Raw genomic sequence first — 26,340 nt, 5'->3', positions numbered from 1 at the left:
TTCAGTGCGTCGGCTACTTCCCGCCGAGGCTTTCGGCGAGAGCCAGGAAGAGGTGGAGATTCGCGACACCGCTGACCTTGGCCGTGAACCAGGGGCTGGACTCGGCGGACTTCATGACGCGGACGCTGCCTCCTATGACGACTATCTCCTGGACGTCGGACCACGGAAGAGCGCGTTTCCCTGTGGCGGCCACGCCGGTACGCGAGACCGAGAAAGCGCCGAAGTCGCTCGTCCCGCCGTCCGACACCGCTTCCAGGACCTTCTGCCCCTGAGCACGGAGTACCGCCTCCTGCATCCAGGGGCCCCAGGTGTCGGGGCTCTCGTAGAACTCCGTGATCTCAGCTCCGCCGAAGCTCGGGGCGACCACGGAGTAGAGGTACTTGGCGGGGGTGGGGACACCGTTGACGATCAACTGAGTGATGTCCTGGTAGACCTTCGCGGAGTCCCAACGGAAGGCGGTCATGCCATCCCCGGACTGCGGTTGCACGATCATCCCGTACTCGAACAGGTGGAGACGCTTGGCGGCCTGCTTCCTGCTGAAGTTGGGGAAGCGCCGCAGCCACCAGAACCACAGCAACCCGGGAACCAGAAAGAACGCCGAGAGAACGAAGAGCATGTTGAGGTACGCGAGGAACATCAGTACGCCGAGCCGCTTGGGGGCGAACGAGCCCTCCAGCACGCCGAGTTGGTGACGCGCGGCCAGTGCGGCGACCTCGGGTGAGAGCGACTGGGGCGTGGGTGCCTTTGTGGTCATGAGCCTCTGCTTCACGAAGGAGTGACGGGGATCGGGCGAGCTACTGCCGTGTCCGGGCGACGAGTTCAGCGAGCAGTTGGGTACGGGGGACCATCGTCGCGATCATCACATGCTCGGTGTCCGCATGCGCACCCCTGCCGACGGCGCCCAGACCGTCCAGCGTCGGGCAGCCCACGGCCGCCGTGTAGTTGCCGTCCGAGGCGCCGCCGACGGCGATTCCCCGCAGTGGCTCCTGGCCCAGTTCAGACGCGATGCGGGAAGCAAGCGCGAACAGTCCGGCGGAGGAACCGGGCTCCATCGGCGGCCGCTTCCTCCCGCCCAGTACGGTCAGCCGGGCCCCCGGTGTCCGGGCGGTGAGCCCGCGCATGAGCTCGTCGACACGGTCCTGCGCCGCCAGGGTCGGCACACGTACGTCCACGGCGATCTTCGCCTGCGCGGGCACGGTGTTGAGTGTGCTGCCGGCCGACACCAGGGTGGGGGTGATGGTCGGGGCTCCCAGTACCGGACATGTGCCTTCGGCTGCAGCGGCGCCACCCATCGAGGCTCCGAGACCGGCGATGGCCAGCACCTGGTGAGCGGCCTCGACCGCGGCGTTGATCCCCAGGTGCGGTTCCAACCCCGCGTGGGCGGCCTTGCCGTGCACCACGACTTCGTACCGTGAGGTGCCCTTGCGGGCGGTCTTGAGTGCGCCCGTTTCGTCTGCGGACGCCTCCAGCACAAAGGCGGCCGCAAGACCGCGCGCGGACTCCTCGATCAGCCCCCGGGAAGTCGGGGAGCCGACCTCCTCGTCCCCGGTGACCAGCACGCACACACCCTCCGGGGACGGCAGGGACGCCAGCGCGTGGAACATCTGCACCAGTCCCGCCTTCATGTCCAGGACACCGGGGCCCCGGGCGACCCCGTCGGCCACCGACCAGGGGTGGGTCTCCAGCGAGCCCACCGGCCACACCGTGTCGTGGTGGCCCACCAGCAGCACGCGCGGGGTGCCGAAGGTCCACCGCAGGTGGGTCACACCGTCGACCACGATCGTCTCCGGCACCGCACCCAACAGCCTCGCGCCGAGCGCGCCGACCACCTCTGCGCTGCGGGCAACGGCCGCATGGTCGGCGGAGAAGGACTCGCAGACCACGAGTTGCTCAAGATCGGCCAGCATGGCGGGCAGAGCACTCACGTTTCCCCCTCGGACTGCGAATTTGCGGCGTCATAAGACGTTACGAAGGGCCAACACATTCCACCAGCGACTAGATTGCATGGAAGCCATGCACTGAAGGAATGCCAGAAGCCAGAAACTTCAGGAACGGGGAGATGTGTTCGGGATCGACGCGCTGCGCCTGCTGGTAGCCGTGGCCGACACCGGGTCGTTCACCGCCGCGGCGACCCAGCTCAACTACACGCAGTCCGCGGTGTCCCGGCGGATCGCCACCCTCGAACAGCAGGCGGGCGGCCCGCTCTTCGAACGGCTCCCACGTGGCGTACGTCTGAACCCGGCCGGCAGTGCGCTGCACCGGCACGCCGTGGACGTACTGGAACGTCTGTCACGGGCGGAGCAGGAGCTGACCGTGATCCACGCGGGCCATGGCGGAATGCTCCGCGTGGGAGCCTTCGCGACCGCCAACATCTCGCTGGTGCCCACTGCCCTACGGGAGTTCAGGCGGGCCAGACCGGACGTCGAGATCGTCGCCGTCGAAGGCCGGAGCGCCACATTGATGGAGCGCCTCGCGGAGAGGGCGCTCGACCTCGCCGTGGTGAGCGACTATCCGTCCGGCCTCCCCTCGGCCGACGGCACCACGACAGCCGTTCTACTGGAGGACGAGCTGTTCGTCGCCCTCCACCGCGAACACCCCCTGGCCGGAGCCGAGTCGATCGATCTGCGCGACCTGCGCGACGAGGCCTGGCTCCAGGACACGTACGGCGACCGCCCCACCATGCTCGCCGACGCCTGCGCCCGGGCCGGCTTCACCCCACGGAAGATCATCAGAATCGCGGAGTGGACAGGCAAGTTCGGCTACGTGGCCGCAGGGCTGGGAGTGGCCCTCGTCCCGTCGCTTGCCACTTGGGCGCTCCCGGCGGAACTGGCCCTGTGCCGCGTCGACGACCCCGCTCTGCGCCGGACGGTCCACCTGGCGTTGCCTGCGGCGCCGCTGCCGGCGGCACTGAAACTGGGGGATCTACTGCGCGGTGCCGCAGGCTGAACCGGCCTTGTGCCGCGCCCGGGCAGGAATGACAGCGCGGGCGCACCCGAGAGGCCGGGTACACCCGCTACCGCCGCACCCCCGCCGACCACACGGTGGTGAACCGGCCGGAGCACTGGGACCCGACTGCTAGACCTTCTGCAGCCGCAGCTGCATCTGGCAGCCGCCGGAGCGTCCGTCGGTGTCAATGCCGATGGTCACCGGGCTGCCCGCGAACGCCGTGTGGTTCTGGTCCGAGGGCAGGGAGTTCACGCACTGGCTGCCGTCGCCGTCCGCGAAGTACCTCACTTCGAGGATGACGTCGGAGCGGCCCGAGACGGTGAAGGTGAGGTTGCAGTAGCCCGGCCTGCCGTCGGCGTCGACCCGGACCGGGGACCCGAAGGTCCGGAACCGCTGAATCGGCATCTGATACGTGCCCGGGTTTCCGCACTGCCCCGCGTCGCCACCGGCACTGGCCTGGAAGCCGTAGCTGATGGACGCACCCCGGAGCGTGTTGTCCGGGTCGAAGATGCCGAAGGACAGCTGACAGCCGCCCGAGCGGTTGTCGGTGTCGAATCGGATCGCCCGGGTGAAGGCCGGATCGGCGCCCCACTGCTGCCCCGACTGCCCGCCGCACTGCCCGGCATCGCCGTCCGGGTTGAACCGGATGCCGATCTCCGCCGGGGCGGCGGTCACGGTGTTCTCCGATGCCTGCGCCGCCGTACCGGTCAGACCGGCGATCAGCGCACCGGCGGCAAGGACACCGGACAGCGCTCTCAGGCGTGAGTTCCTCATACTGTTTCCCGTTGCCGAGACCGTAGTCAGGTCTCAGCATTCCGGACGTTTCCGCCCGGAAGGTCCGTCTCGTCACCAGAGCGTGAGGGCTTCGGCTTGAGTACGGTCTCTCGCTTCCGTCTGCCGCTGGTGCGGCAGGGTTGCGCCACCTGCCCGCCCCGCCTCCGCCTTGCGGCGGGGGCGGGTGGCGCGGGTCTTCTGGTCGGCTCCACGAGGCTTCGACACCGATTGGGTGTCCTGGTCTCCGGCCACTCCGGTACCGGTTGTTGCGGCTGCCGCGAGCGCGGCGAGGTTGAGTGCGGCGTTGTCGTCCCGGTCGATGACCAGGCCGCAGGCGTCGCACAGGTAGGTCCTCACGTGCAGCGGCAGTTTGGCTTTCACCGCGCCGCACCCGGAACAGGTCTTCGAGGAGGGGTACCAGCGGTCCGCCGCGATGGTGCGGGTGGCGTGGCGCTGGCGGGTCTTGTAGGTGAGCTGGCGGCGGATCTCCCCGAACCCGGCGTCGGCGATCCTTCGCGCGAGACGCCGGTTGCGGAGCATCCCGGCGACGTTGAGGTCTTCGACCACGACCGTGCCGTACTCGGCCGCCACGGCGGTGGTGAGCTTGTGCAGGGCGTCCGCGCGGAGGTTGGCCACCCGGTGATGCACCTTGTTGCGGGCGGCGTTGGCCTTCTCCCACCGCTTCGACGGCTTCTGCCCGGTCCGCCGGTCGGGGCCCTGGCGTCGGGAGACGACGCGGGAGGCGCGGCGCAGCTGCTTGCGTGCCCGGTCGTAGTGCCCGGGATTCGCGATGGTGCGGATCTCGCCGGTGCTGTCGGCCATGACCGCGAGGGTCTTCACCCCGAGGTCGATGCCGACCGCCACGTCCGGCCGCGCCACGCGTTCGAGGTCCCGCTTGACCTCGGCCTGGAATGAGACGAACCAGCGTCCGCGCTCGTGCCGCACGGTCGCGGACAGGATCCGGGCCGTCCCGGCCTGGACGCGGGCGAGGAGCTTCACCGTGGGCTCGTGGGTGCGGATCGTGCCCAGCCGGGGCAGGGTGACGTGACGGCCGTCAGCGTCCACGCGGATCACGCCGGTGGTGAACCGGCAGGCAAGGCGCGCCTTGCGCTTCGACTTGAACCGCGGCGCACCCATCCGCTTGCCGCGCCGTTTGCCGTTCTTGGACTTCGCGTAGTTGTCGAACGCGGCCGACGCGTTCGCCAGGCCGGTGGAGTACGCCTCCTTGGAGTTCTCCTCCCACCAGGCGGCGAACCTCGGATCGGTGTGCTTGGCCTCGTTGAACGCCTTCCGCAGCGCGGGCAGCGACCACGGCCGCCACTGCGTCAGCCCGGCCTCGCCAATGCCGTAGGACTCCTCCGCGCGGCGCTGCCACCAAGAGGCGGTCACCCAGCCGACGGCCCAGTTGTAGGCGGCACGCGCCGCGCCGCAGTGCGAGCGCAGAGCATGCTCCTGGGTGGCGTTCGGGTCCAGTGCGAAGCGGTACGCCTGCACCACGAACCCGGGCTGCGGCTGGAACCTCTTCACTCGGCGGCCTCGCCGGTCGCTACGGCCACCGCGCGGGCGGCCCGGTTCTTCGCTGCCCGCCGCCCGTACAGGCGGGCGCACATGGAGGTGAGCACCTCGGTGATGTCGCGTAACAGGTCATCGGCGGTCTCGGTGGGGTCGAGGACGACCAGGCGCCGCCCGGACGCCGACAGCGCTGCCTCCAGGTGCTCGACGCCGAACCGGGCCAGCCGGTCGCGGTGCTCGACCACGATCACCACCGTCTGCGGGTCGGACAGCAGCCGGTGCAGCTTGCGGCGCCGCCCGTTCAACCCGGATCCCACCTCGGTGACGACCTCAGCGACGGCCAGGCCCAGCCCGTTCGCGCCGGACACGACCCGGGCGGCCTGCCGCTGAAGATCGGCTTTCTGGTCAACGGACGACACGCGGCAGTACGCCACCACACGCCCGGACGGCTGGACGGCGACCTCGTCGACCAACCACGTCCCGGACGGCGCCTGGCGAACGGGGACGGGCATCTTCCCGTCCTTCACCCACCGCCAGGCGGTCTGGTAGCTCACGCCCTGCTGACGGGCCCACTCCGAAAGCTTCACGAGACCAAGGTACGTGAGACACACGACTAGGGATGACTATGAATGACTAGACAATCTGTAGCAGCTTTCACCCCTCCCAGGGCATCGTGGGCACACTCGGCCACCGCGTGGCGTGAGTGAACGCGATGGCCGCGTGAACCTCGGCGGCGCCTGGTCAATGGCGCCGCGTTTCCTGCGTTGTGCTGCGGTTCAGGGCGTAACAAGAGCCCCCGTTGTTGCACGGACTCAGTATGGGTTGTCCGAGGTGGGAGCCGTACTGCCGGTAACGGGCCAATCTGCGGAGCGTGAGCACCGACCGGCCCAAACCGGTCGGCCGGTACGTCAGCTGGGTGGCGTTTCGGCAGTTCAGAGCGCACAGGTGGGATACAGCCAACTTCCCTGCGGCGGGGCCATATTCATCCGGCACAGTCTGTTCGCCGCCCGAAGCGGGGAGCGAAAGGGCTTGCATTGATCTTGACGGCCTGGCCCCGGCCGTCCTCCCGCCCGGCCGGCCGTGCTCGAGTGCGGTTTCCCCGCAGGTACGCCTGCACACGGCCGAGGCGACCGGCTCGTACGCCACGCCTCAGCGTCCCCGGGGCGGGGGCGGGGGCGGGGGGCGCCCGGACTGAATCGCAGGCACGGGAGCTGGTGATCCAAGAAGCTGTTCTCGGTGTCAACGCATGCTTGACCACGCATCTGGGCGGGGTGCCAGCACCGCGAAGACCACCGCGTCGGCGGATGCCATGACGTCGGCCATGAAACGAAGGCGCCGGATGCCGAGCCGGCTTAGTCCTGAGCCGTGGTCAGCGGCGACGACGAGGGAGACCGCGAGCAGCAGCAGTCGCCAAAGGACCATCACCAGGTGGCGCACTGGGCGGGGCAGTTCTGCCAGGGAGGCGTGCAGTCGCTCGCAGTGGAACGGGACATGACGCTGCTCGTCGGACAGGATCCGTCCCGCCACATCCGAAGTGAGCGCGTCAGGGGCGCCATCACGTACGACCCGGTAATAGCGCAGCGCCACCACTTCCGCGATCATCAGCACCAGCAGTTCCAGGCGCAGACCCATGAGACGCCGCAACCGTACGAAGACCGTGTCGCTCCAGTGACCGGTCAACGTCGGTACGCCACCCGCAGCCAGCAGCCGAGCGAGCAGGCGGGCGTGGTTCTGTTCCTCGGCGACGAAGAGCCGGACCGCCTGCGCGTAGTCGGCATCGCCGGCGAGGTCCGCTTTGCCGACGAGGTTCGCGCCGTCACCGTCCTCGCCGACCTGGAAGCGCTGAATGCTGGCCCACACCGCAGGATGCAGCGTTGCCCCTTGCCCCCAGTCCGGGTCCCCTTGGGCATGCCGACGCTCCCGCTCGTCCTCGAACCGCTCTGTCCACTTGGCGAAGCCGCCCGTATGCACCCGGTCACCCCTGTCCGGGACACGGCCACCGTGCCCCGGAGAGAGACGACGCCCGGCAGACACCAAACCGTTCCACTGCTGCCCGGCCGGTCATTACCTCGTGCGCACACGACAACTGCCCTGAGACCCTGGCGAATTCGGCCGAGCGCATTGACGCCGGCTCGACCGTCGCCCCAAGCCGGCGCCCAATCAGTTCCCGCAAACACGCAGCTTCCCAAGCTGAGAGCACCCGTTGCTGTCCACGAAACCGCGAGTCAGAGCAGGTCTCTCCAGAAAGGGACCGTCGCTGTGGGGTCCCAATTCTCGTCGACGTCTCCGCGTGCCTCGTCGAACTCCTGGTGCATGTAGTCGACGAGGTCCAGCCCGTAGTAGATGACGTCGGTCTGCCACATCGAGAGCACCGGATGCCCGAAGTTCCCCCGGCCGGCGGGAAGGTAACGGTGGGCGTACACCGGTACAAGCGCCGGCACATCTGCGAGGTGGAGTCGTGCGGTGGCCAGGGCGGCCGTGTCTTCGGACGGCCGCTCACCCCAGGCCTCGTACCAGAACCTGTGTTTCTCGACGCTCAAGAGGACTCCCTCGACCGGCCAGTTGAGCTGTTCGCGCGCCTCGGCCGGATTCTCGTTGCGCCACTCGGGCCAAGGCTTGGACCAGGTCTGCCCCTCCTCGGGCGGAACATTGACAGGAAGACCGGCCGCAAGGAACGCGCGGTGATCGTCCGCGAACTCGAAGCCGTACTCGCGTTCGATGCGCGCGAACTCGGCGTCCGTCAGTCCCGGCTCGAACTCGTAGAGCCCTGTCTGCACCAGCCGACGTGCGGCATCCGCACCCAGGCGCGTCCCCTCTTCACTGATCACCGGCGCACTCTAATGTCAGAGCCGAGCAGTCGCCGCCCATGGCGCCAAGGTCGTTCGTACAGTGGTGGGTTGGGATGGGTGGTGAAGGCACGCTATAGCGTGACCGCATGGATGACCCCAGGATCAAGGTGTACGGCTCAGCAACCGAAATCACCATTGCGGCCAATGCCGCAGGGCTGCGCGACTTGGCTGAGCGACTCATGGGGCTCGCAGATCCCGAACTCAGGGACGGGTACCACGAGCATCTTGAGGGCGGCATCAATCTCGCAGAGGGCTCAGTCAGCCTGATCCTGGCCCGAGACGAAGCGCTGTAGACCCCACGCCGAACCAACACCAGTACCGCTTGGTACACGGCAGACACGCCGACGGATACGTCGAGAAGGCAGAACCGGCCGGATTCGAACCGGCGTCCTCGCGATTTTGGAGACCGCGCGCGACGACCTCTGCGCTACAGCTCCGCCCCGTCCGCCGCCCTAAGGACTCCCGCTGCTGCCGAGACAGCACCCGTGCCCTCCCGTGCCCGTTCGGCCGGGAACTAACGGGGAACCACGGTGACCGATTCTCCTGGTCAGGGACCGTTCATCTGCGGAAGCGGTGAGATTCGACTTACCGGGTCAGCCGCTGCGGGGCGGCACTGGCAATGCGTGCGACTAACTAAGGGAGCAGTCAGCGGTGCAAGATTTCCGGCGCTGTCTGCCCGTGTCGGACGTCCTTGATCAGAACATAGCCCGGTCCCGCTGGCTCCAGGCAGTCCGGACCGTGCAGGTCGAGGTCCTCAAGATCCGTCGGAAGTACGAAATGCTGCCCGACGTATGCCGGATCAAGGGCGAAGCTCACCCGAGTGCCGCTGCCTTCCACCGGATGAAACTCTTGGGGATCAGCACAGGGCCGGATGCCGCTGAGGTCCTGGCGCAACCCGCGCCCCGCGCACCACATCTCAACAGTCACCCGGTGGGATATTGCGGCAGTAGCTGCCAACAGCCACCACTCAGACCTCAGAAGGGAACCGAAGTAACCGAGGTCAGGAGCGTCGGAGACTCCCCAGGCATGCGGCTGATCCATGGCCACCGTGAAGCTGCTGTCGCTGGTGATCGTGACGAGGCCGCGCAACGCGTGCTCCCCGGCAACGCTTGTCGCTGGATGAAGCACGTGCCGCCCCACCGCGGAAAGCAAGTTGGCCGGCAGCTTCGGACTCCCGGGCCCCACCCCGAAGTACATGCCCGGCCATTTACGCACGGCGGCATCGAACTCCAGCACCTCGATGTCTGCCGCGCTGTACCTATGCTCCGTCACAACCACACGCTATCGATCTGGCAGGCCCGCCTGAAGGTACAAATAAGCGGAAATTCCTCCGAGACCCACAGGCAATACGGGGGTATCGACTGTCTTCGCGGACCAGCCCGGAGCTCAGCCGGGCCAACCCAACCGCTCACGGGAATCCACCCCACCAAGAAACACGACCCATGCCGCTGCACCAACCGCGACGGCCATGCCACAGGGGTTCTTCGAGTCACGGACATCGATGCCCGCCGCCCTGAGGCGGACTTCTATGCATTCGCCGTTCTGGCCGCTGTAGCTGCTCTTGAACCAAGTGGTCCGCTGCGACGACATCTGCTGCTCTTCCTTACGAGTCGGTCAGCCCCTCGGCGATCCCCATGATCCGGGACTCGGATTCCATCGCGCTGAGGGCTGCGGCACGGAGGTGGTCGAAGGCGCCGCCCAGCCGAGCCGTGTCCTCCCGGGTCTCCAGGTACGCGTGACTCGCGAAGTTCTCCAGAAGAACCACTTCCAGCCCCGCCGGCGGAGGGAAACTGTAGATCAGGAAGGGATATGGCCCACCCTGGCAGGCTCCTGCCGTGAAGGGTAGTACCTGCAAAGTCACGTTCGGAAGCTGGGCCAACTCAACCAGGTGCAGCAACTGTGCCCTCAGAACGCCGGGCCCACCAACCTGCTGACGCAACGCCGCCTCACCGAGAATCATCCACACCTTGAGGGGAGTTGGATCCGTCCGCGTCAGCGCCTTCTGCCGCTCCATGCGTACGCGCACCTTGGTCTTCTGCGCGTCGTCCAACGGCCCCGGAATCCCTCCCTGGATGACGGCCGTCGCATACGCCTCGGTCTGGAACAACCCAGGCACGATGCCAGGCTGGAAGCCCCGGCACTCGGATACCTCGTCCTCCAGACCGATCAAGTCCAGGAACTCCTGAGGGAGTTGGTCTTCGAGAACCCGCCACCACCGCTGGCGGCGACTCTCCCGCGCCAACGCCAGCCAGCCGTCCCGCTCCGCCGGGTCCTTCACCCCGTAGAGATCGAGCAGCACCTTGAGATCGAGCTGCCGGATTCCGCTGCGCCCCGACTCGATGCGACTCACCTTGGCCGCGTGACAACTGAGCTGCTCAGCCGCGTCCTCCAGGAACAGCCCGCGCTCCTCGCGCAGGCGCCGGAGATTGGTGCCGAGCACCCGCTTGCGCACAGTCGGCCTGTATTCCCCAGCAGTCACATCGCCCCCAGTTGGTGCACCTCTCCGTGCCCATCAGAGTACCCAGCGCCACGTACACGGCAATCGAACTTAGTCGTTTCACTTGCAAGTCGCTCGATGAGCAATCACGCTTACCCACAGCGACACAGTGCACACACAGTGCACTTGCCGACCAAGAGGGGACCCCCATGCCCGAAACCACCCCCAACTCCCCCGCCACCGAAGCCACCTGGCAGCTCCCCCACACCCCGCGCAGCGCCCCCCCGCGCCCGCGAACTGCTCCGCACTCAGCTCACCGACTGGAAGATCGACGGCGAAGTGGCCGAAACGGCGGAGCTGTTGCTCTCGGAGCTGGTCACCAACTCCCTGCGCCACGCCTCCACCCCGCCCGGCCGGGAGATCGGCCTCCGGTTCGCCACGTACGACGGACGCCTGCGCGTGGAAGTCGCCGACGCGAACAACTGTCGGCCCACTCCCCGACAAGCGAGCCCCGAGGACGAGGGAGGCCGCGGCCTCACCCTCGTACAGACCCTCGCGGAACGCTGGGGCTGCTGCCCCCGTCGGCACGGCATCGGAAAGGCGACATGGGCGGAATTGGCGCTTCCATAATGAGCGCCGCCCACGCGACGGTACTGTCGGAATCGCCACACATCACACCGAACGGCACACCTGAGGAGATCCCCCGTGGCCGACGCCCCCGTTCCGCCGCCAGACCACACGGCCCCACCCGAGGATGCCGTCACGGTCACTGTCACCTACACGGGCAGTGAAGCCGAAGCACTGCGCACGCTGGCCCTCCTGGAAGGGCGCACCCCGGAGGAGGTAGCGCTGGATCGCATCGCTCGCCGCGTTCCGCTGTCCTTCTCCTCATCCTTTGGCGAAGACTCCGAAGCGATGGCTGCGCTGACGCGTGCAATGTTCGACGGACCCTCCGACCTGGCGGCCAAGTCCGGCGATGACCTGTTCCAGGAGGGTGACCGTTGAAGCGTCACCAGTTCGCCGTCGCCGACACATCGGTTCTCCTCGCCATCTACAACCGAAAGGACGCTCATCACGAATCCGCCGTACGAGCTCTCTCCCTGGCGGAGCGGCTCGTAGTGTCACCGCTGGTCCTGGCCGAACTGGACTATCACCTCACGACGAAGATCAGTGGCCGGGCAGCCGCAGACGCTCTGGCCAGCATGCGTGCATGGGCGAGCACCGATCGCCTTCAACTCGTCGCCGTGGGGTGGCCGTTGCTGAGCGACGCCGAGCGGCTCATGCGTACATACGCGGATCATGACGCCATCGGCATGACCGACGCGGTCAACGCCCTCTTGGCGTGGACGTTTCGCCAGCCAGTCGTGCTGTCTTTCGATCACCACTATCGGGATGTCATCGCACCCCGCACGGCAGCCGAGAAGCCCTTGCATGTACTTCCGGTTCCCGAGTAGCACCCTGTCCTCGTCAGTCCAGATGCGTCGCCGCGAACATCCGCAGCACCGCCGGAAGAACCACCACCGAAGGCCCCGGTTCCGCCAGCGCCTTCGCGAGGTCCGTCTCCAGTGTCTCCGGCGTCGTCCGTACCCCCGGTACCCCGAACGACTCGGCCAGCGCCACGAAATCCGGCCGCGCCAACTCCGTGCCCGTCGTTTCGCCGAACGCGTCGGTCATGTACTCGCGCAGGATGCCGTAGCCGCCGTCGTCGACGATCAGCCATGTCACGTTCAGGTCGTACTGCCGGGCCGTCGCCAGTTCCGCGATCCCGTACAGCGCACCCCCGTCGCCCGAGACCGCGAGTACCGGGTACGTCGGGTCGGCCACCGCCGCTCCCAGGGCCGCCGGGAAGGCGTAGCCGAGGCCGCCCGCGCCCTGGGCCGAGTGCATGGTGTTGGCGCCGCGCGGGTCGAAGGCCGACCAGGCCCAGTACGACAGGATCGTCATGTCCCAGAAGGAGGCCGACCGGGGCGGGAGTGCCGTCCGGATCGACGCCAACAGGCCCTGTTCGAGAGTGAGTTGCTGCCCTTCAAGGCGCTCCCGCACCCGGTCCAGGACCCCCCGCACCCGATCCCCCGCCGTCTCGTCCTCTCGCACCACCACCGTCTCCAGTAGCGCCTGCAGTGCCAGCCGCGCGTCCGCGTGGATGCCCAGTGCCGGGTGATTGGACTCCAACTTGCCCAAGTCGGCCTCGATTTGGACGACCCGGCCGCGCGGCTTGAACGTGTGGTAGTTCGACGACAGTTCGCCCAGGCCCGAGCCGACCACCAGCAGGACGTCCGCGTCCTCCAGGAAGTCGGTCATGTGCCTGTCCTCCAGCCAGGACTGGAGGGAGAGTGGGTGACTCCACGGGAACGCGCCCTTTCCCCCGTACGTCGTCACGACCGGTGCCTGGAGACGCTCCGACAGCGCCCTCAGCTTGCCCGACGCGTCCGACCGTACGACCCCGCCACCCGCGATGATCGCCGGGCGCTCGGCGTTCGACAGCAAGTGGGCTGCCAGCGCCGTCAGTTCGGGGCGCGGGGGGAGTTCTTCCGGGAAGGCGTCGCCGCCTGTCACCACGGGAATCGGGGTTTCCGCCGTCAGCACGTCCTGCGGGATCTCCACCCACACCGGGCCGTGCGGAGCCGTGAGCGCCGACTTCCAGGCGTCGGCGATCGCCGAGGGGATCTGGGACTGCGTACGGACCGTGTGAACCGACTTCACCACGCCCCTGAACGAGGCCTGCTGGTCCGGGAGTTCGTGGAGGTAGCCGTGTCGGCCGCCGCCCAGCCCGGCCGTCGGGATCTGGCTGCTGATCGCCAGGACGGGGGCCGAAGCCGCCGCCGCCTCCTGGAGCGCCGCCAGTGACGTCAGCGCGCCCGGGCCGGTCGACAGGAGGAGTGGCGCCGCCTCTCCTGTGATCCTGCCGTACGCGTCCGCCGCAAACCCCGCGTTGTTCTCCACCCGTAGGCCGATGTACCGCAGGTCGGAGCGGCGCAGCGCGTCGAAGATGCCCAGGGCGTGCTGGCCGGGGAGGCCGAAGACCGTCGTCGTGCCCAGTCCGGCCAGCGTCTCCACGACCAGGTCTCCGCCGTTGCGGCCGGGGGGCGGATTGAGGGCGGCCTCCGTCTGGGCGGGGGTCGGCTTCAGCACCAGGTCGTGGTCGTGGGTCACTTCGTTTCGCCGTCCTCGTTCTCGCCCTGGTCCCCGCGGGCCTGTGCAATCTGTTGGGTACTGTGTTGGGCGATCTGGCGGGACATGATCGTCGTCAGTTCGTACGCCGTGTGCGACGCCGCGACCGACGTGATCTCGGCGTGATCGTACGCGGGTGCCACTTCCACGACGTCCGCCGAGACCAGGTTGCAGGACGCCAGGCCCCGCAGGATCTCCAGCAGCTCCCGCGACGTCATACCGCCCGCCTCCGGCGTACCCGTGCCGGGGGCGAACGCAGGGTCGAGGCAGTCGATGTCGATGGAGATGTAGAGCGGGCGGTCGCCGATGCGCTGGCGGAGCTGGTCGGCGACCTCGTCGACACCGCGCCGCATCACGTCCGCCGACGTCACGATGCCGAAGCCCATCTTCGCGTCGTCGTCCAGGTCCTGCTTGCCGTACAGCGGGCCGCGCGTGCCGACGTGCGAGAGGGCGGAGGTGTCGAGGATGCCCTCCTCCACCGCCCGCCGGAACGGCGTCCCGTGCGTGTACTCGGCGCCGAAGTAGGTGTCCCAGGTGTCGAGGTGGGCGTCGAAGTGGAGCAGCGCCACCGGGCCGTGCTTCTTCGCCACCGAGCGCAGGAGTGGCAGCGCGATCGTGTGGTCGCCGCCGAGGGTCATCAGCCTCGCGCCCGTCCCCAGCAGCTCGTCGGCCGCCGCCTCCACCGTCTCGACGGCCTCGTGGATGTCGAACGGGTTGACGGCGATGTCTCCGGCGTCCGCGACCTGGGCCAGCGCGAACGGGGACGCGTCCTGTGCCGGGTTGTACGGGCGCAGCAGCCGGGACGCCTCGCGGATCGCGTTGCCGCCGAAGCGGGCGCCCGGCCGGTACGAGACCCCCGAGTCGAACGGCACCCCGACCACGGCGACATCCGTCCGTCCGCCGACCTCGTCGAGGCGTGGCAGCCGCGCGAAGGTCGCGGGACCGGCGTATCTCGGGATGCGCGACGAGTCGACGGGGCCGCGGGGCGTCTCGTAACTGCTGGTCATACCGTTCTGCCTTCTTTCCTGGACCTGGGGACCGGATCGAGTATGGATTCCCATCCATGGATTCCCATCCACGAATACAAGTTCGATGGTGCGCCCGGTGAGCCGCTCTCGCGCCAGAGTAGAGCGGCTGGGGCGCCGCGCGCTCCTCGGAGCTCGTCACCGGGTTGAAGCAGTGCCGAGGTCGCGTGACCTGCGTCCCAGCGGTCGGGACACCGGGGGCTCGCGGTGTCGTCTGCCTCACAATGGGAGGCATGCCGATACCCGCAATTCCCAGCCGCGCCGAGCTTGTCGATCACCTCGTCAGAACCCGCATCGCGGGTGATGTCGCCACGCCTCGCGAGAACAACCTCTCCCACTACCGCAAGCTGGCGAACGGCGAACGGCACTACTGGCTCGGGCTGGAGCTGGGCGACCGCTGGACCGACGAGCAGGACGTGCTCGCGGTGATGGCCGAGCGGGCCGGCGTCAACGACGATCCCGAACACCGGTACGGGCAGGACACCATCGACCCCGAGCTGACCGTCGCCGCGCTGGAGCGGCTGGCGGCCCGGCTGCGCAAGGCGGCCGACGGACAGCAGCGGGTGCTGTTCGCGACCGGCCACCCGGGTGGCCTGCTCGATGTGCACCGTGCCACGGCCGACGCGCTGCGGGCCGCCGGCTGCGAGATCGTCGTCATTCCGGACGGTCTGACGACGGACGAGGGGTACGTGTTCCAGTTCGCGGACGTGGCGGTGCTGGAGCACGGGGCCTCGCTGTGGCACACGCACTCCGGCGAGCCGATGCGCGCGATCCTGACGGGCCTTGAGCGGGAGGGCCGCCCGCTGCCCGACCTGGTCGTCGCCGACCACGGTTGGGCGGGGTACGCCGCACAGCACGGCATCGACTCCGTGGGGTACGCGGACTGCAACGACCCGGCACTGTTCCTGGCCGAGGCGGAAGGCACCCTCCAGGTGGCCGTTCCGCTCGACGACCATGTGACGAGCCCGCGCTTCTACGACCCGCTGACGGCGTTCCTGCTGAACGAGGCCGAGCTGCTCGGCGAGTAGCGAGCATCGGCCGCTGTTCAGGGGGTGCGGGGGACCCGGATGACGCCCTCCTGGATGACCGTGATGGCCAGCTGTCCGTCCTGCGTGTAGATGCGGCCCTGGCCGAGACCGCGGCCGCCTGACGCGGACGGCGACTCCTGGTCGTACAGCAGCCATTCGTCGGCGCGGAACGGGCGGTGGAACCACATCGCGTGGTCCAGGGAGGCGCCCACCACGTCGTTGACCGCCCAGCCGCCCCGTCCGTGCGCGAGCAGGACGGAGTCGAGCAGCGTGTAGTCGGAGACGTACGTGGCGAGGCAGACGTGGAGCAGGGGTTCGTCGACGGCGCCGCCGAGCTTGCCGTTCGTACGGAACCAGACCTGGGAGCGCGGTTCGCGGGGCTCGCCGATCCTGCCGTAGGGCGGGTCGTCGACGTAGCGGATGTCGACGGCTTCGCGGGACTGCAGGAATCTTTCGACGACCGCCGGGTCCAGGTGGTCGTACCCGTTGAACTGTTCCTCCGCCGTGGGGAGGGTCGCCGGGTCGGGGGCGGCGGGCATCGGGGCCTGGTGGTCGAGGCCGTCCTCGTGCTGCTGGAAGGACGCGGAGAGGTGGAAGATCGGCTGACCGTGCTGGACCGCGACGACGCGGCGGGTGGTGAAGGAGCGGCCGTCCCGGATGCGGTCGACGGTGTAGACGATCGGCACACCGGGGTCGCCGGGGCGCAGGAAGTACGAGTGGAGCGAGTGCGCGGGGCGGTCCGCGGGGACCGTGCGCCCGGCGGCTACGAGTGCCTGGGCCGCGACCTGCCCGCCGAAGACGCGCGGGACGATGGCGGGCCGGGACCGGCCGCGGAAGATGTTCTCCTCGATCTGCTCAAGGTCGAGCAGATCGAGGAGAGACTGAAGTGCCTGACTCATGCAGTCATTTCTATTGGGCGGTAATTTCCGGGACCTTCCGGGCCCATGTCCTTACAGGCCCGTGATCCCGCGCCTGCGGATGGACCTAGAGCCCCATGTCCTTGGCGATGATCGACTTCATGATCTCGCTGGTGCCGCCGTAGATACGGTTGACGCGGTTGTCGGCGTACAGGCGGGCGATCGGGTACTCGTTCATGAAGCCGTAGCCGCCGTGCAGCTGGAGGCAGCGGTCGATGACGCGGTGCGCGACCTCGGTGCAGAACAGCTTGGCGCTGGCGGCCTCGGCCGGGGTCAGCTCGCCCGCGTCCAGCGCCTCGGTGGCGCGGTCGGCGACGGCCTCGGCGGCGTCCACCTCGGCCTTGCAGGCGGCCAGCTCGAACTTGGTGTTCTGGAAGGCGGCGACCGGCTGGCCGAAGACGACGCGGTCCTGGACGTACTGCTGGGCGAACCGGACGGCCGCCTTGGCCTGCGCGTACGCGCCGTAGGCGATGCCCCAGCGCTCGGAGGCGAGGTTGTGGCCGAGGTAGTAGAAGCCCTTGTTCTCCTCACCGAGGAGGTCCTCGACGGGCACCTTGACGTCGACGAACGCCAGTTCGGCGGTGTCGGAGGTCTTGAGGCCGAGCTTGTCCAGCTTGCGGCCGACGGAGTAGCCCTCCGCCTTGGTGTCCACGACGAAGAGGGAGATGCCGTGGCGGCGGTCCTCGGCGCTGGGCGCGTCGGTGCGGGCGCAGACGATCATGCGGTCGGCGTGCACGCCACCGGTGATGAAGGTCTTGGAGCCGTTGAGGACGTAGTGCGTGCCGTCCTCGCTGAGCTTGGCGGTGGTCTTCATGCCCGCGAGGTCGGAGCCGGTGCCCGGCTCGGTCATCGCGATCGCCCACATCTCCTCACCGGAGACGAACTTCGGCAGGAACTTCTTCTTCTGCTCGTCGTTGGCGAGCATCTTTATGTACGGCAGGCCGAGCAGTACGTGCACACCGGAGCCACCGAAGGACACACCCGCGCGCGCGGTCTCTTCGTAGAGGACGGCCTCGAACTTGTACGAGTCGATGCCGGCGCCGCCGTACTCCTCGTCGACGCGGATGCCGAAGACGCCCAGCTCGGCGAGCTTGTAGTAGAAGTCGCGCGGCGCCTGGCCGGCCGCGAACCACTCGTCGTAGACGGGAACGACCTCGGCCTCGATGAAGGCGCGAAGGGTCTCCCGGAACGCCTCGTGATCCTCATTGAACACAGTACGGCGCACCGCCGCCTCCTCGACTCGAACACCTAAGCGCTTGCTCAGATCAACCGTACCGGCCAGTACGAAGCCCCGTCCAGGGTAGTTGCCCCGTAACGCTCATCACTCTCCTACTGCCGCGAACGCTCCACGGGCCATCCGGTGCAGCAAGGCCGCCGTCACACCCCGGCCCGGCAGTGCTCCCGGGCGGCCCAGGTGCGGGGTCGAGTTCAGGAGGCCGAAGACGGAGTGGACGGCCGAGCGGGCGGTCGGTTCCGTCAGCTCCGGGTAGACCTCCCGGACCACCTCCACCCACAGCTCGACGTACTGGCGCTGGAGCTGGCGCACCAGCTTGCGGTCACTGTCGCGCAGACGGTCCAGTTCGCGGTCGTGGAGGGTGATCAGGGGGCGGTCGTCGAGGGCGAAGTCGATGTGGCCCTCGATGAGGGAGTCGAGGAGCGCCTCAGGGTCCCCGTGGGCCTCCGACACGCGCCGTTTGCCGCCGGTGAGGAGCTGGCCGCTGATGCCCACCAGCAGCTCGGCGAGCATCGCGTCCTTGCCCGGGAAGTGGCGGTAGAGGCCGGGGCCGCTGATGCCCACGGCCGCCCCTATCTCGTCCACGCCCACGCCATGGAAACCGCGCTCGGCGAAGAGCCTCGCGGCCTCCTTGAGGATCTGTTCGCGGCGGGTCGGGGCGTCGGTTCTCGTGGCCATGCAAATGATTCTAGACACGGAGGTTAGCGGTCGTTAACCTGAAGGGAGTGGGTTAACGCTCATTAACCCGTCGTCCGCTGGTCGACCACGGGATGGCCACCGGACGAACCACTGGGTGAGGGGACCGCAGGATGCAGGAGGCACCGGAGCTGCACAGCGCGTCGGACCCCGCGTCGGAGGCCTGGCGGGCCAACGAGGCGGCTCACCGCGCGCTGGTCGGGGAACTGCAGGACAAGCTGGCCGCGGCCCGGCTGGGCGGGGGCGAGAAGGCCCGGGAGAGGCACACCGCGCGCGGGAAGCTGCTTCCGCGGGAGCGGGTCGACCGGCTCCTCGATCCAGGGTCTCCCTTCCTCGAACTCGCCCCCCTTGCCGCCGACGGGATGTACGAGGGACAGGCGCCCGCCGCTGGTGTCATCGCCGGAATCGGGCGGGTCAGCGGGCGGGAGTGCGTGATCGTCGCCAATGACGCCACCGTCAAGGGCGGCACGTACTACCCGATGACCGTCAAGAAGCATCTGCGCGCGCAGGAGATCGCCCTCGACAACCGGCTTCCGTGCATCTACCTGGTGGACTCCGGGGGCGCCTTCCTCCCCATGCAGGACGAGGTCTTCCCCGACCGTGACCACTTCGGGCGGATCTTCTTCAACCAGGCGCGGATGTCCGGCGCCGGGATTCCGCAGATCGCCGCCGTGCTCGGATCGTGCACCGCGGGGGGCGCCTACGTCCCGGCCATGAGCGACGAAGCCGTCATCGTCCGCAATCAGGGGACCATCTTCCTCGGCGGGCCCCCGCTGGTGAAGGCCGCCACGGGCGAGGTCGTGACCGCCGAGGAACTGGGCGGAGGTGACGTCCACGCGCGCGTGTCGGGCGTCACCGACCACCTCGCCGAGGACGACGCGCACGCCCTGCGCATCGTCCGCAACATCGCCGCCACCCTCCCCGCGCGCGGGCCGCTGCCCTGGGACGTCCAGGCCTCCGTCGAGCCCAAGGTCGACCTCCACGGGCTCTACGGCGCCGTGCCTGTCGACTCCCGCACCCCCTATGACGTACGGGAGATCATCGCGCGCGTGGTCGACGGTTCCCGTTTCTCGGAGTTCAAGGCCGAGTTCGGGCAGACCCTCGTCACCGGCTTCGCCCGTATCCACGGCCACCCGGTCGGCATCGTCGGCAACAACGGCATCCTGTTCTCCGAATCCGCCCAGAAGGGCGCCCACTTCATCGAACTCTGCGACCAGCGCGGCATCCCTCTCCTGTTCCTCCAGAACATCTCCGGCTTCATGGTGGGCCGGGACTACGAGGCGGGCGGCATCGCCAAGCACGGCGCCAAGATGGTCACGGCCGTGGCCTGCACGCGCGTGCCCAAGCTGACGGTCGTGGTCGGCGGGTCGTACGGGGCCGGCAACTACTCGATGTGCGGCCGGGCGTATTCGCCGCGGTTCCTGTGGATGTGGCCCGGCGCGAAGATCTCGGTCATGGGCGGCGAGCAGGCGGCCTCCGTCCTCGCGACCGTCAAACGGGACCAGTTGGAGGCTCGCGGGCAGGACTGGCCGGCTCCGGACGAGGACGCCTTCAAGGACCCGATCCGCGCCCAGTACGAGCGCCAGGGCAACGCCTACTACGCGACCGCCCGGCTCTGGGACGACGGCGTCATCGACCCCCTTGAAACCCGCCAGGTACTGGGTCTCGCGCTCACCGCCTGCGCCAACGCGCCGCTGGGCGAACCCCAGTTCGGCGTCTTCCGGATGTGAGGGGCGCCAGGACGATGAGGGGCTCTAAGACGATGAGGGGCTTCACCACGATGTTCGACACAGTCCTTGTGGCCAACCGGGGCGAGATCGCCGTACGCGTCATCCGTACGCTGCGCGCCCTCGGTGTGCGCTCGGTCGCCGTGTACTCGGACGCCGACGCGGACGCCCGGCACGTCCGGGAGGCCGACACGGCGGTACGGATCGGACCGGCGGCAGCATCGGAGAGCTATCTGTCCGTCCCCCGCATCCTGGAGGCCGCCGCCCGCACGGGCGCACAGGCGGTGCACCCCGGGTACGGCTTCCTCGCCGAGAACGCTTCCTTCGCGCGCGCGTGCACCGAGGCGGGGCTGGCGTTCATCGGCCCCACGGCGGACGCGATCTCCCTCATGGGCGACAAGATCCGCGCCAAGGAGACGGTCCGCGCGGCCGGGGTCCCGGTGGTCCCCGGGTCGAGCGGCAGCGGGCTCACGGACGCCGAACTGGCCGACGCGGCACGGGAGATCGGCATGCCGGTACTGCTCAAGCCGAGTGCGGGCGGGGGCGGCAAGGGCATGCGGCTGGTGCGGGACGAGGCCGAGCTGGCGGAGGAGATCGCCGCCGCGCGGCGCGAGGCCCGCGCCTCCTTCGGTGACGACACACTCCTCGTCGAACGGTGGGTCGACCGGCCCCGGCACATCGAGATCCAGGTCCTGGCCGACGCCCACGGGAACGTCGTACACCTGGGCGAGCGCGAGTGTTCGCTCCAGCGGCGCCACCAGAAGCTCATCGAGGAGGCGCCCAGTGTGCTCCTCGACGAGCGGACCCGGTCCGCGATGGGCGAGGCGGCGGTCCAGGCGGCGCGCTCGTGCGGGTACGAGGGCGCGGGCACGGTCGAGTTCATCGTCCCTGGCAGCGACCCCTCCTCGTACTACTTCATGGAGATGAACACCCGCCTCCAGGTGGAGCACCCGGTGACGGAGCTGGTCACCGGCCTCGACCTGGTGGAGTGGCAGCTGCGCGTGGCGGCGGGCGAGCCGCTCGGCTTCGGGCAGGAGGACGTACGACTCACCGGGCACGCGGTCGAGGCCCGTATCTGCGCGGAAACGGTGTCCGTGCGGGCGGGTGCGCGGGGCTTCCTGCCGTCCGGCGGCACGGTGCTCGCCCTGCGCGAACCCTCCGGTGACGGCGTCCGCACCGACTCGGGACTGACCGAGGGCACGGAGGTCGGTTCGCTGTACGACCCGATGCTGTCCAAGGTGATCGCGTACGGCCCCGACCGCCCGACGGCGCTCAGGAAACTCCGGGCGGCCCTCGCGGAGACGGTCACCCTGGGCGTGCCAACGAACGCCGGGTTCCTGCGCCGGCTCCTGGCCCATCCGGCGGTCGTGGCGGGCGAGTTGGACACGGGGCTGGTGGAACGCGAGGTGGACTCCCTCGTACCGGACGGGGTGCCGGAGGAGGTGTACGAGGCGGCGGCGGCCGTACGCCTGGAGGCACTGCGGCCGCAGGCGACGGGGGGCGGCTGGACCGACCCCTTCGCCGTGCCCAGCGGTTGGCGGCTGGGGGGCACGCCGAAGGCACTGGCCTTCGAGCTACGGGTGACAGGACTTGAACCCGTCACCCACCTTCTGCACGGCACGCACAACACGGTCACCGACGACCAGGTGTCCGTGGTCCTGGACGGTATCCGCCACACCTTCCACCGCGCCGGCGACTGGCTGGGCCGCGACGGCGACGCCTGGCAGGTGCGCGACCACGACCCCGTGGCCGCCTCCCTGACCGGCGCCGCGCACTCCGGCGCGGACTCGCTCACCGCGCCGATGCCCGGCACGGTGACGGTGGTGAAGGTGGCGGTCGGGGACGAAGTCGCCGCCGGTCAGAGCCTGTTGGTGGTCGAGGCGATGAAGATGGAGCACGTCATCGCCGCCCCGCACGCGGGCACCGTCGCCGAGCTGGACGTCACCCCGGGCACGACGGTCGCCATGGACCAGGTTCTCGCCGTGATCACCCCCGCGAAGTCCTTGGCCGAGTCCTTGGCAGAGGAGGAGAAATGACGCTCCCCATGGTCGTACCGGCCCCGGGTCTGCCCGCGCGGGTCAGGATCCACGAGGTCGGCGCGCGTGACGGCCTGCAGAACGAGAAGTCGACCGTGCCGACGGAGGTGAAGGCGGAGTTCATCCGCCGACTGGCCGACGCGGGCCTGACGACGATCGAGGCGACCAGCTTCGTCCACCCCAAGTGGGTGCCCCAACTCGCCGACGCGGAGCAGCTGTTCCCACTCGTCAGCGATCTGAGCGAGCTGAAGGTGGCGCTCCCGGTCCTGGTCCCGAACCAGCGCGGCCTGGACCGGGCGCTGGCGCTGGGAGCGAAGCGGGTCGCCGTGTTCGCCAGTGCCACGGAGTCCTTCGCCAAGGCCAACCTCAACCGCACGCTCGACGAGTCGCTCGCGGTGTTCGAGCCGGTGGTGCGGCGGGCGAAGGCCGAGGGAGCGCACGTACGCGGCTATGTGTCGATGTGTTTCGGCGATCCCTGGGAGGGGGCGGTCCCGCTCCACCAGGTGGTGCGGGTCTGCGCGGCGCTGCGGGACATGGGCTGCGACGAGCTGAGCCTGGGAGACACGATCGGCGTCGCCACCCCCGGCCATGTCCTGGAACTGCTCTCCTCCCTCAACGAACAGGGTGTGCCGACGAACGTGCTCGGCGTGCACTTCCACGACACCTACGGCCAGGCGCTGGCCAACACGTACGCGGCGCTGGAGCACGGCGTCACGACGGTCGACGCGTCGGCGGGCGGCCTCGGGGGCTGCCCGTTCGCCAGGTCCGCGACCGGCAACCTGGCCACCGAGGACCTGGTGTGGATGCTCCAGGGTCTCGGCATCGAGACCGGAGTCGACCTCGGCAGGCTCGTCGCCACGAGCACCTGGATGGCCGACCGACTGGGCCGGCCGAGCCCGTCCCGCACCGTACGAGCCCTTTCTCACAAGGATTCCGAGGAATCCATGGAATCCCAGGAGCAGTGAACAGCGATGGACCACAAGCTCTCCCCCGAACTGGAAGAACTGCGCCGTACGGTCGAGGCGTTCGCGCACGACGTCGTGGCCCCGAAGATCGGTGACTTCTACGAGCGGCACGAGTTCCCGTACGAGATCGTCCGCGAGATGGCCAGGATGGGCCTGTTCGGACTGCCGTTCCCCGAGGAGTACGGCGGTATGGGCGGCGACTATCTGGCGCTGGGCATCGCGCTGGAGGAGTTGGCGCGGGTCGACTCGTCGGTGGCGATCACCCTGGAGGCGGGGGTGTCGCTGGGCGCGATGCCCATCCACCTGTTCGGCACGGAGGAACAGAAGCGGGAGTGGCTTCCGCAGCTGTGCGCCGGCGAGATCCTGGGCGCGTTCGGGCTGACGGAACCGGACGGCGGCTCGGACGCGGGAGCGACGCGGACGACGGCCCGGCTGGACCCCGACACCGACGAATGGGTGATCAACGGCACGAAGTGCTTCATCACCAACTCGGGTACGGACATCACGGGCTTCGTTACGGTGACGGCGCTGACGGGCCGCAAGGCGGACGGCAAGCCGCGTATCTCCGCGATCCTCGTCCCGTCCGGGACGCCGGGCTTCACGGTCGCGGCGCCGTACTCGAAGGTCGGCTGGAACGCGTCGGACACACGGGAGCTGTCCTTCTCGGACGTGCGGGTCCCGGCGGCGAACCTGGTCGGCGAGGAGGGTCGCGGCTACGCCCAGTTCCTCCGCATCCTCGACGAGGGGCGCATCGCGATCGCGGCCCTGGCGACCGGACTTGCCCAGGGCTGCGTGGACGAGTCGGTGAAGTACGCCAAGGAACGGCACGCGTTCGGGCGGCCCATCGGCGCGAACCAGGCGATCCAGTTCAAGATCGCGGACATGGAGATGAAGGCCCACACGTCCCGCCTGGCCTGGCGGGACGCGGCCTCCCGGCTGGTGACTGGCGAGCCCTTCAAGAAGGAAGCAGCCCTGGCCAAGCTGTACTCGTCCACGATCGCGGTGGACAACGCCCGTGACGCGACCCAGATCCACGGCGGCTACGGCTTCATGAACGAGTATCCGGTGGCCCGGATGTGGCGCGACTCGAAGATCCTGGAGATCGGAGAGGGCACGAGCGAGGTCCAACGGATGCTTATCGCACGGGAGTTGGGGTTGGTGGGCTGAGGTCCACCGAGAGTGCTGCGGTGATCGCGGCGGCGTGCCGGTAGGCGCTGTGGGCTGCCGCGACGACCTGGTCCTGTGCCTCCGGGTCGGTGAGTGCCTGGTTCATACGGGCGGTGAAGCGGGCCCAGCGGTCGCGGTCGCCGCTGGTGTAGTAGGCGACGCCGTCCGTGCCGGGCAGACGGTAGGCGGTGGTGACGTACGGGTGGAGGAAGAGGGCGCCGAGCGTTGAGCCCTCCATGACATAGAGGAACCCTATGAGGGAGGGGAGGGAGGGGCGGGTGTGGAGGTCGGACACCGCGGCCCACTGCCGTATCTCCGCGGCGAACTTTTCCGCTTCCTCGGCCGCCCAGGAGCCGGGCGCGGTGCCGAGGTCCGCGAAGTAGACCAAGTCACGCTCGATGAGGGGAAGTTTCACGAGGTCGGGCGACCACACCGACTCGGCGGACGGGCCCGTGACTCGGGAGAGCGCACCTTCCAGAGCCGTCAACACCACCCGATAGGCGGCGAGTTGGCCGACGTACCGCTCGATGGGAAGTGTCCCGGCAATCATCGCGCTCGCGAAGGGGGTGGCTTCCAGCGCGTCGTGCCGGTCGCGGGTGCTCGCACGCAGCCGCTCGACCACCGTGACCGGCGCCGTCGTCATGCGCCGCTCCGCTGCTGAAGCGTCTCGTGGAGACGGTCGATGAGGTGGCCCTTGCGTTCGATGGTGAGGTCGAAGTAGGCCGCGCTGAGGTCGGAACGGCACACGCGGTACACGCTCTCCTTGGCGTCGCGCTTCAGCCGGACCGCTTCGGCGGCGAGAGCGAGGAGCGTGGACTCAAGTTTGGGATGACCGAGGACGTACGACTTGAGCCGCTCCCCCGAGAGTGACAGCTGGGACGACTCCGGGTCGAGCAGTTCGAGGAAGACCCGGTTGCTCAGCCCGTCGTAGTCCTCGTGGATCCTGCCGCCGCCGAACTCGGGTACGAAGTCGGTGAGGTCGTTGAACAGCTGGCTCGCCAGGCCGAGTTGGCGCATGGCGGCGTCCAGGATGTGCTGCTCGTCCTCGACGACACGCAGGCCCGCGAGTGCCGAGTCGAGCGGCATCCGGAAGAGGGTGCCGGTCTTGAGGGCGGCCAGGGACTCCCAGTAGGCCACGCGCTCTTCGAGGGGCGCGGCGATCAGCTCGGCGCGGGTCTGTGCCGTACGGGTGGACAGGTCGACGGCCTGCCCGGTGAAGCCGCTTTCGACGGCGCGCACCAGACTGTCCACGACAGCGGGATCGGCCGCGTGCCGCAGGACGGCCGCGATCAGCCAGGACCCGGTGTTGAGCGCGAGCGGTACGCCATGGGTGACATGGAGCGCGGGTTCGCCGTAGCGGACGTCGCTGCCGTCCTGGATGTCGTCGATCGCGACGAAGGCCTTCAGCATGACCCGTACGGCCACGGCCGCCCGCCGGACGACCGCCAGGTCCGCCGAGAACGCCTCGTTCCCGGTCTCGTGGGGGAAACCCCGGTAGTTGCGGTAGGCCCAGTACACCATCGACGGCCGCAGCGGAGCCCGGTTGCCGCCGGGCGCCCCGGCAGCCGGCGGCAACGCCTCCTGCCCCACCTTGGATCCGACGGCATCGGCGACGGGTTCGTAGAGGGAGCGTCGCAGGGCGGCCTCGTACACGGATCGGACCGACTGCACGGACTGCGAGGAGGCCGCCGCAGGAGCGGTCAGCGAACCGAGAAACTCGGCCAGATCATCCTCCAGCAGAGCCGCATCGCCCCGCACCACCGCCGCTACCGCGTCCACCGCTCCCACAGCCGCGCCAGCACCCTTCTCCGTGGCACCCATACCCGCCTCAGCCTCCGCTTCCGGCTCCCGCCCCC

General features: G+C 68.9%; 27 protein-coding genes and 1 tRNA gene. 10 read left to right on the top strand and 18 right to left on the bottom strand.

Annotated features, from left to right (window positions below; translation table 11 throughout):
- Positions 1-13: 13 nt before the first annotated feature.
- Both OG734_RS31470 and OG734_RS31465 read right to left on the bottom strand, forming a co-directional pair.
- Positions 14-754 (bottom strand): DUF6585 family protein, encoded by a 741-nt coding sequence (locus OG734_RS31470; protein WP_330290818.1) that lies wholly within the window; start codon positions 752-754, stop codon positions 14-16.
- Positions 755-794: 40 nt separating this feature from the next.
- Positions 795-1,907, bottom strand: a complete 1,113-nt coding sequence (locus OG734_RS31465) for a M20 family metallopeptidase (RefSeq protein ID WP_330293856.1) — start codon at positions 1,905-1,907, stop codon at positions 795-797.
- 154 nt (positions 1,908-2,061) lie between these two features.
- Between OG734_RS31465 and OG734_RS31460 the strand changes: the two genes are divergently transcribed.
- On the top strand, positions 2,062-2,946 hold the full coding sequence (locus OG734_RS31460) for a LysR family transcriptional regulator (protein WP_330290817.1): 885 nt from the start codon (positions 2,062-2,064) through the stop codon (positions 2,944-2,946).
- Positions 2,947-3,075: 129 nt separating this feature from the next.
- On the opposite strand, the gene OG734_RS31455 is transcribed toward OG734_RS31460, so the two are convergent.
- The 5 genes from OG734_RS31455 to OG734_RS31435 form a co-directional block, all read right to left on the bottom strand.
- Entirely contained in the window at positions 3,076-3,720 is a 645-nt protein-coding gene (locus tag OG734_RS31455) for a hypothetical protein (RefSeq protein ID WP_330290816.1), read from the bottom strand.
- A 72-nt stretch (positions 3,721-3,792) separates the two neighbouring features.
- Positions 3,793-5,247, bottom strand: a complete 1,455-nt coding sequence (tnpB, locus tag OG734_RS31450) for an IS607 family element RNA-guided endonuclease TnpB (RefSeq protein WP_330290815.1) — start codon at positions 5,245-5,247, stop codon at positions 3,793-3,795.
- Positions 5,244-5,819 carry an IS607 family transposase gene (locus OG734_RS31445; protein WP_330290814.1) on the bottom strand — a complete coding sequence of 192 codons (576 nt, stop codon included), beginning with the start codon at positions 5,817-5,819 and terminating at the stop codon, positions 5,244-5,246. The genes tnpB and OG734_RS31445 overlap by 4 nt, the downstream gene beginning before the upstream one ends.
- 652 nt (positions 5,820-6,471) lie before the next feature.
- Positions 6,472-7,203: a ferritin-like domain-containing protein gene (locus OG734_RS31440; protein WP_330290813.1), complete on the bottom strand. Its 732-nt coding sequence runs from the start codon at positions 7,201-7,203 to the stop codon at positions 6,472-6,474.
- Between the two features lie 254 nt (positions 7,204-7,457).
- Entirely contained in the window at positions 7,458-8,060 is a 603-nt protein-coding gene (locus OG734_RS31435) for a hypothetical protein (protein ID WP_330290812.1), read from the bottom strand.
- Between the two features lie 107 nt (positions 8,061-8,167).
- On the opposite strand from OG734_RS31435, the gene OG734_RS31430 reads away from it, so the two are divergent.
- Positions 8,168-8,374, top strand: coding sequence for an Imm32 family immunity protein (locus tag OG734_RS31430; RefSeq protein WP_330290811.1), 207 nt, complete (start codon positions 8,168-8,170; stop codon positions 8,372-8,374).
- 69 nt (positions 8,375-8,443) lie between these two features.
- On the opposite strand, the gene OG734_RS31425 is transcribed toward OG734_RS31430, so the two are convergent.
- The 4 genes from OG734_RS31425 to OG734_RS31410 form a co-directional block, all read right to left on the bottom strand.
- Positions 8,444-8,518 (bottom strand) — tRNA-Trp (locus tag OG734_RS31425).
- A gap of 208 nt (positions 8,519-8,726) precedes the next feature.
- Positions 8,727-9,353: a hypothetical protein gene (locus OG734_RS31420; RefSeq protein ID WP_330290810.1), complete on the bottom strand. Its 627-nt coding sequence runs from the start codon at positions 9,351-9,353 to the stop codon at positions 8,727-8,729.
- Between the two features lie 114 nt (positions 9,354-9,467).
- Entirely contained in the window at positions 9,468-9,671 is a 204-nt protein-coding gene (locus OG734_RS31415) for a DUF397 domain-containing protein (protein ID WP_330290809.1), read from the bottom strand.
- A 13-nt stretch (positions 9,672-9,684) separates the two neighbouring features.
- Positions 9,685-10,533: a helix-turn-helix domain-containing protein gene (locus tag OG734_RS31410; protein WP_330290808.1), complete on the bottom strand. Its 849-nt coding sequence runs from the start codon at positions 10,531-10,533 to the stop codon at positions 9,685-9,687.
- Between the two features lie 123 nt (positions 10,534-10,656).
- On the opposite strand from OG734_RS31410, the gene OG734_RS31405 reads away from it, so the two are divergent.
- The 3 genes from OG734_RS31405 to OG734_RS31395 all read left to right on the top strand — a co-directional run bounded on the left by OG734_RS31405 (position 10,657) and on the right by OG734_RS31395 (position 11,972).
- The gene (locus OG734_RS31405) at positions 10,657-11,148 is read left to right on the top strand and encodes an ATP-binding protein (protein ID WP_443064953.1); all 492 of its coding nucleotides are present in this window, start codon (positions 10,657-10,659) and stop codon (positions 11,146-11,148) included.
- Positions 11,149-11,223: 75 nt separating this feature from the next.
- Positions 11,224-11,523 carry a hypothetical protein gene (locus OG734_RS31400; RefSeq protein ID WP_330290807.1) on the top strand — a complete coding sequence of 100 codons (300 nt, stop codon included), beginning with the start codon at positions 11,224-11,226 and terminating at the stop codon, positions 11,521-11,523.
- Positions 11,520-11,972: a type II toxin-antitoxin system VapC family toxin gene (locus tag OG734_RS31395; RefSeq protein ID WP_330290806.1), complete on the top strand. Its 453-nt coding sequence runs from the start codon at positions 11,520-11,522 to the stop codon at positions 11,970-11,972. The genes OG734_RS31400 and OG734_RS31395 overlap by 4 nt, the downstream gene beginning before the upstream one ends.
- Before the next feature lie 13 nt (positions 11,973-11,985).
- On the opposite strand, the gene OG734_RS31390 is transcribed toward OG734_RS31395, so the two are convergent.
- Entirely contained in the window at positions 11,986-13,671 is a 1,686-nt protein-coding gene (locus tag OG734_RS31390) for a thiamine pyrophosphate-binding protein (RefSeq protein ID WP_330290805.1), read from the bottom strand.
- Positions 13,668-14,696 (bottom strand): agmatinase, encoded by a 1,029-nt coding sequence (gene speB / locus OG734_RS31385; RefSeq protein ID WP_330290804.1) that lies wholly within the window; start codon positions 14,694-14,696, stop codon positions 13,668-13,670. The genes OG734_RS31390 and speB overlap by 4 nt, the downstream gene beginning before the upstream one ends.
- Before the next feature lie 251 nt (positions 14,697-14,947).
- Between speB and OG734_RS31380 the strand changes: the two genes are divergently transcribed.
- Positions 14,948-15,742 carry a phosphatase gene (locus OG734_RS31380; protein WP_330290803.1) on the top strand — a complete coding sequence of 265 codons (795 nt, stop codon included), beginning with the start codon at positions 14,948-14,950 and terminating at the stop codon, positions 15,740-15,742.
- Between the two features lie 17 nt (positions 15,743-15,759).
- On the opposite strand, the gene tesB is transcribed toward OG734_RS31380, so the two are convergent.
- The 3 genes from tesB to OG734_RS31365 form a co-directional block, all read right to left on the bottom strand.
- The gene (tesB, locus tag OG734_RS31375; protein ID WP_330290802.1) at positions 15,760-16,641 is read right to left on the bottom strand and encodes an acyl-CoA thioesterase II; all 882 of its coding nucleotides are present in this window, start codon (positions 16,639-16,641) and stop codon (positions 15,760-15,762) included.
- 85 nt (positions 16,642-16,726) lie between these two features.
- Positions 16,727-17,884: an acyl-CoA dehydrogenase family protein gene (locus OG734_RS31370; RefSeq protein WP_330290801.1), complete on the bottom strand. Its 1,158-nt coding sequence runs from the start codon at positions 17,882-17,884 to the stop codon at positions 16,727-16,729.
- Positions 17,885-17,980: 96 nt separating this feature from the next.
- Positions 17,981-18,571, bottom strand: coding sequence for an SACE_7040 family transcriptional regulator (locus OG734_RS31365; protein ID WP_330290800.1), 591 nt, complete (start codon positions 18,569-18,571; stop codon positions 17,981-17,983).
- Between the two features lie 131 nt (positions 18,572-18,702).
- On the opposite strand from OG734_RS31365, the gene OG734_RS31360 reads away from it, so the two are divergent.
- From OG734_RS31360 to OG734_RS31345, 4 genes are read left to right on the top strand one after another with little or no spacing between them, the layout of a single operon-like run.
- Positions 18,703-20,319 (top strand): carboxyl transferase domain-containing protein, encoded by a 1,617-nt coding sequence (locus OG734_RS31360; RefSeq protein WP_330290799.1) that lies wholly within the window; start codon positions 18,703-18,705, stop codon positions 20,317-20,319.
- 50 nt (positions 20,320-20,369) lie between these two features.
- Positions 20,370-22,352, top strand: coding sequence for an acetyl/propionyl/methylcrotonyl-CoA carboxylase subunit alpha (locus tag OG734_RS31355; protein ID WP_330290798.1), 1,983 nt, complete (start codon positions 20,370-20,372; stop codon positions 22,350-22,352).
- Positions 22,349-23,317, top strand: coding sequence for a hydroxymethylglutaryl-CoA lyase (locus tag OG734_RS31350; RefSeq protein WP_330290797.1), 969 nt, complete (start codon positions 22,349-22,351; stop codon positions 23,315-23,317). The genes OG734_RS31355 and OG734_RS31350 overlap by 4 nt, the downstream gene beginning before the upstream one ends.
- Positions 23,318-23,323: 6 nt before the next feature.
- On the top strand, positions 23,324-24,484 hold the full coding sequence (locus tag OG734_RS31345; RefSeq protein ID WP_330290796.1) for an acyl-CoA dehydrogenase family protein: 1,161 nt from the start codon (positions 23,324-23,326) through the stop codon (positions 24,482-24,484).
- Here OG734_RS31345 and OG734_RS31340 read toward each other — a convergent pair.
- Positions 24,453-25,127, bottom strand: coding sequence for a biliverdin-producing heme oxygenase (locus OG734_RS31340; RefSeq protein ID WP_330290795.1), 675 nt, complete (start codon positions 25,125-25,127; stop codon positions 24,453-24,455). The two genes, OG734_RS31345 and OG734_RS31340, sit on opposite strands and share 32 nt — an antisense overlap.
- On the bottom strand, positions 25,124-26,305 hold the full coding sequence (locus tag OG734_RS31335) for a polyprenyl synthetase family protein (protein WP_330290794.1): 1,182 nt from the start codon (positions 26,303-26,305) through the stop codon (positions 25,124-25,126). The genes OG734_RS31340 and OG734_RS31335 overlap by 4 nt, the downstream gene beginning before the upstream one ends.
- Positions 26,306-26,340: the final 35 nt, after the last annotated feature.

Source organism: Streptomyces sp. NBC_00576 (genome assembly GCF_036345175.1).
Lineage (GTDB): Bacteria > Actinomycetota > Actinomycetes > Streptomycetales > Streptomycetaceae > Streptomyces.
The sequence above is the reverse complement of the archived record's forward strand: the minus strand, read 5'-3'. Positions and strand labels throughout refer to the sequence as shown.